The organism is Steroidobacter sp. (assembly GCF_016790065.1).
In the GTDB taxonomy this organism is placed as follows: domain Bacteria; phylum Pseudomonadota; class Gammaproteobacteria; order Steroidobacterales; family Steroidobacteraceae; genus Steroidobacter.
Genome location: NZ_JAEUPY010000810.1, coordinates 1 through 2,465, shown reverse-complemented (window position 1 = coordinate 2,465; position 2,465 = coordinate 1). Strand labels below are relative to the sequence as shown.

3 protein-coding genes are annotated in these 2,465 nt (G+C 61.8%); all 3 read right to left on the bottom strand.

Going from position 1 to position 2,465, the window contains the following annotated elements; genetic code table 11:
* Window positions 1-314, bottom strand: a 314-nt coding sequence (locus JNL55_RS32775; protein WP_293864671.1) for an RNA polymerase sigma factor, incomplete at its 3' end; no start/stop codon positions are given.
* 121 nt (window positions 315-435) lie between these two features.
* Window positions 436-2,271, bottom strand: a complete 1,836-nt coding sequence (locus JNL55_RS32770) for a CocE/NonD family hydrolase (RefSeq protein ID WP_293864668.1) — start codon at window positions 2,269-2,271, stop codon at window positions 436-438.
* The coding region (locus JNL55_RS32765; RefSeq protein ID WP_293864665.1) for a PepSY domain-containing protein at window positions 2,268-2,465 on the bottom strand (198 nt) is incomplete at its 5' end. The genes JNL55_RS32770 and JNL55_RS32765, both read right to left, overlap by 4 nt.

Sequence of the window (2,465 nt, the reverse complement as noted above, 5' to 3'; positions counted from 1 at the left end):
TTGCTGGTGCGACGCTCGGGACCCAGTTCATCCACCAGCACATCGAACAGTTCCGAATCGCCCACCGCCTCGATCGACACCACGCGGCCGCGGCGGATCCGATCGGTGATCATGTTTCTGGCGGTCGCGAACAAGAACGACTTGGGCGACACCGGCCGATCGGCGCGCGCCGCCTCGTACACCCGCGCATAGATCTCCTGCCGCAAGTCCTGCACTTCGTCATGCTTGCGCCAGACTCGGGCCAGATAGCGGAGCAAAGCCGCTTCGTGCAGCAGAATTTCGCGCTTGAACCAGGTGTCGAGGGAGTCCTGCACGCGGCAACGATACCGCGCGCAGTGCCGGCAATACAGAGGAATCAGCGGCCGCCGCTCACATCGTAAGCGGCGTAGGTAGTTCGCCGCGCTGCTTCGTCTTAGTACGATTCCTCGTGGAAGTTCAGCGGGTAAGCATCGTCGGCAGTTCCACCCAGGAGCCCTCGCGCTCGCCGACCAGAATGCCTATCGCCGGCGCACGCCCGTCATCATATCGATCGAACCAATCGACATCGCGATCCGCGAACGATACACGCAGACGCCACCCAGCCTCGATCCGTGCCGCGATCGGCAGCAGCTCCAGAAGCAACTCGAACGGCTCACCAGTTGGCACCGCTCGCGCTTCAGCGCGTGTGAAACCAGCCTGCGATCCGGCGGGCGCCTGCCAATCGAGTCGATGAATCAAGCGCTGCCCGACCTCGGTCAGATAGCGCAGTTCGCCGGTAGGCAGAACCACATCCATATAGACGAACACACTGCCGTCGGGTTGATCGCAGGTCAGGCGCAAACCGCAACGAACGTTGCCAGCCAGGACGCAAGGCCGTTCAAAAGCCGCAGTAGTGAAAGCCGTCAAGCCCGCGGCTCGCGTTCGATCGAAAGCGACGGGAGTGGGTCGCGCACCCCAACGAGCAGTCTTACCAGTGCCGTGATTTGTCACGATAGCGAGCGGCACCGTAGTGCGCCTGGGTGCCACTGCGTCTTGCAAAGTGCCATCGGGATGCAAGTAACGCCGTTGTAAGCGCGTCCCTGCTGGTGGCCAGACCGACGTCTCACGCCACTCACCGGAGCCCATGACATAGTAACTAAGCTTCGACGATGTTTGCTTTGGCGTGACCGCATCGCTTAGATGCTGTGAGAAAAACGCAATGGTCCCGCTCAACACGTCAGCTTCCGAACGCTCCCCGGATGCAGGCCCGAGCAACGGGTCGCACACTTCTGCGCCGCCGTGGCTCCACGCACCGATCTGCACCTGTTGAACGTTGCGTAACGAACCGAATCGTTGTAACGCTCCAGCGGCCGAGGCCGCATCGAGCCAGCTGGCCTGCACGAAATACGCAACGTTCGACTGTTCGATGGCAGCGAGATCGCCCGCAGGCGACATCGTCGTCCAACTGAACTGGTCGCGAGCATCATCACGAAACAGCAACTTGTTGGCATCGACCAGCCCGGCAAAACTGACGTTTGACGCGTGTTCCCGTTGTGCTGCCTGTAACAACGCCAGTCCCTCGGGCCCATCGACGGGCTTGGGTATCGGCAGCGTTGCCGCGAATACCGCGCAGGTCTGCTGCTTGCGTGCAGCTTCGGCGCAGACGAATTCTGGCACACGATCGGCCACGCCCACCAACTGACGCCATCGATCCATGAAGGTGCGCGAGTACAACCCTCCCGGCACCGACAGATGCCGATACACGTCGAAGTAATTGAATCGCGGCGCCACCGCCCGCAATGCCGGGCGCCGCATCTTGGCCAGATTCTCGGCGAGTGTTCCCGGATAGGAACTGCCCATCGCGCCGACGCGACCGTTGGAAAACGACTGCGTCGAGAGCCAGTCGATGAGCTGACCGAAATCGTCGAACTCCGCCGCCGTGAGCTCTCCACCGCGCGAACCAAACGAAGCGCCCGTACCTCGACCATCCGCAATCGCATATGCCATGCCGGCGTTGTTGATGAGTTCGGCAGTCTCGAAGTTGGAATCGTTGGCCAGAGACGCGCCGATCTTCTGGAATGCGCGCGTGTAGCGTGTTGGCTGCAGTATCGTCCCGACTTTGCGCGTGCCCAGATCGGCCGGCAGCCAAATGTCGACTGCAATGCGAGTTCCATCGCGCATACGAACGTAACGACTGAACAGCCGGCCAGTTGCTGACGCCGCCCGCACCCCCAGCAACGCCAGCGCACCGGCGTACAGACACTGTCGTCGCGTGAGTTTCACTTCGTCGAGAACCGATCTGTCGGTGGTCATGCGGATGGTGTCGACTGGATTCGCACAGCACGCCGACGCGACCAGCTGCGCAATCCGGTCCACAGCAGAACCAGCGGAACGATACCGATCGCAGTGACTAGCCACTGACCGATCGCGCCCAACGCCACACCTTCGTGCAAACCGTGCAGCCACATCTTGGCCGTCTCGCGAGACGACCGCGACTCTGGAGTTTC

Bases quoted from the DNA above. Each gene is read 5' to 3' on its own strand.
- JNL55_RS32770 (WP_293864668.1), bottom strand. From the start codon at position 2,271: ATGACCACCGACAGATCGGTTCTCGACGAAGTGAAACTCACGCGACGA.